General features: G+C 63.2%; 4 protein-coding genes. All 4 read left to right on the forward strand.

The window, feature by feature from the left end; translation table 11 throughout:
* Positions 1 to 457: 457 nt before the first annotated feature.
* The gene (locus tag AC5JJ6_RS25690; protein WP_147040860.1) at positions 458 to 616 is read left to right on the forward strand and encodes an entericidin A/B family lipoprotein; all 159 of its coding nucleotides are present in this window, start codon (positions 458 to 460) and stop codon (positions 614 to 616) included.
* Between the two features lie 94 nt (positions 617 to 710).
* Entirely contained in the window at positions 711 to 866 is a 156-nt protein-coding gene (locus tag AC5JJ6_RS25695; protein WP_157599356.1) for a hypothetical protein, read from the forward strand.
* 237 nt (positions 867 to 1103) lie between these two features.
* A complete protein-coding gene (locus tag AC5JJ6_RS25700; protein WP_496044793.1) occupies positions 1104 to 1739 on the forward strand; it encodes a TerC family protein in 636 nt (211 codons plus the stop codon).
* 34 nt (positions 1740 to 1773) lie between these two features.
* Positions 1774 to 2323, forward strand: a 550-nt coding sequence (locus tag AC5JJ6_RS25705; RefSeq protein ID WP_496044794.1) for an isocitrate lyase/PEP mutase family protein, incomplete at its 3' end; no start/stop codon positions are given.

Below are 2323 nucleotides of genomic sequence, written 5' to 3' on the forward strand. Positions count from 1 at the left end.
GCTGGCCGGCAAGGTGCCGAGCCCGAGATAGGCCAGCTCGTCCGAGCTGTAGCGGGCGACGATCAGGATATCGACGGCCGACATGACCATCAGACCGGCGCGCGCGACGATCACGGGCGCTGCCAGTCTGAGCAGTTCGACGATATGTTGGCGCAGCCTGGCCCGATCCACGCCGCGTTCCTCCGGCACGATTGTTGTTATGATCTTCGTTCCAAAGCTACGTAAAGGGCCGGGAAGGAAACAGTGGGCCGCCCGCAGTGTCAATGCTCTCACTGAGATAGCAGGGTTGCGGCAGCTATACGCGCTTTCCTTGCGTGCGGGAGCGATACGCGACACTCGCCCTCCCCGGTCGGTTAACTCGGTCAGATAAACGATGACGCTGTTGCGCCGGTTGGAACATCAACCGCCGCTCCGCGTTCCTATGTCGAAATCGTTATCAACTTTGGAGAAGACGAACATGAACAAGCTCAACGCGCCGCAGCGTAAGTCCCGTTCCTTGGTGATCGCCGCCGGCGCCCTTGCCGTCGTCACCCTGCTGGGCGCCTGCAACACGTTCGAGGGCATGGGCCGCGACACCGAGCGCGCCGGCGAAGCCATCCAGGACAAGGCCAAGTAATCCATCGAACTCTTGGCTGATCTGTTGGCGGTCCGGGATTTTTCCCGCTCTCGACGGTTGATAAGAACTACCTGGACACAGCAGGAAGATCGAAATGACCCGTTATGAAATGACCGGCCCTCCCGGCACCGCTCCGGAGCCGCCTCCGACGACTCCTCCCGAGGTGCCGCCGGTCGTAGAGCCGCCGCCCGAGGTTCCACCGGATGTCGAGCCTCCGCCCGACGTCCAGCCGCCGACACGGGCTTTTTAGAGAGTTATTGGTTTTAGGTACGGTCCTGGACCGCCGAAGGGGAGATGCCGGATGATGCCCGGTATCTCCCTTTTGCTTTCGGGTTTGCCGGCCGCATATCCCCTGATGTCAGCAAGCCACGGCTGGATTGTACAACCTGCCGCACCCCCGCCGCTTCTACCGGAATGCTGTTGATTATAATGCTTCCCAATCGGTATTGCTTCGACCGGCGGCTTTGACGACGGGAAGATCGGACCGATGGAAGACTTGGGCGTCTGGGCGCAGCTTGTAACCCTTGGGCAGGTCATCGCCATCGATCTCGTCCTGGCCGGGGACAATGCCATCGTCGTCGGAATGGCCGCCGCCGGCGTCCCGATGGAACAGCGGCGGAAAGTGATCTTGGCCGGTATCAGCGCCGCGATCATGCTGCGCATCTTCTTTGCGCTCATCACGACGCAGCTTCTAGCGGTCATCGGCTTGACGCTGGCGGGCGGCATCCTGCTGCTGTGGGTCTGCTGGAAGATGTTCCACGAGCTGCGCGAGCAGGCCTCCGACGAAGTCACTCCCGACGAAGCGCTGGAAGCCGGCAACCTTCCTGAAAAAGCGAAGCCGATGAGTACCGCCATCTGGCAGATCGTCGTCGCCGACGTGTCGATGTCGCTCGACAACGTGCTGGCGGTCGCCGGCGCCGCCCAGGAGCATCCTTACATCCTGGCGGTCGGTCTGCTGCTCTCGGTCGCGATGATGGGCACCGCCGCCAACCTGATCGCCCATGTTCTTCACCGCCACAGGTGGATCGGATGGATCGGCCTTGTGATCATCACCTATGTCGCGGTCAGCATGATCTGGCGCGGCGGCGAGGAAGTCGTCCAGCACACCGCCTTCCTGTTCTGATCCCGTGACGGCAACTTCAGGAGCATCCTCCGCCATGCGCGCGACTACCCGGCTCAGGAAGCTGTTCGAGGACGGCCTCACGATCGTGGCACCCGGCATCGCCGACGGGCTTTCCGCCCGGCTGGTCGCCCAGGCGGGCTTCGAGGCGGTCTATGCCAGCGGTGGTGCTATCTCGCGCAGCGCCGGAATACCGGACCTCGGGCTGCTGTCCTCGACGGAGATCGTGTCGCCGCTGGAAAGCATCGTGGATGTTGCCGAGCTTCCCGTCATCGCCGACGCGGATACCGGCTATGGCAATGCGCTGAATGCACGGCGTGCGGTGCGGGCCTTCGAGCGGGCCGGGATCGCCGCACTCCACCTGGAGGATCAGACGTTTCCCAAGAAGTGCGGCCACTACGACGACAAGTCGCTGGTGCCTGTCGCGGAGATGGTCCAGAAGCTGAGAGCCGCGCGGGACGCCCTGCACGATCCCGACTTCGTGCTGATCGCCCGCACCGATGCGATCGCGGTCGAAGGGTTCGAAGCCGCGATCGACCGTGCCGCAGCCTATGTCGAGGCCGGCGCCGACATGGTCTTCGTGGAAG

This window comes from Skermanella sp., from assembly GCF_059503625.1.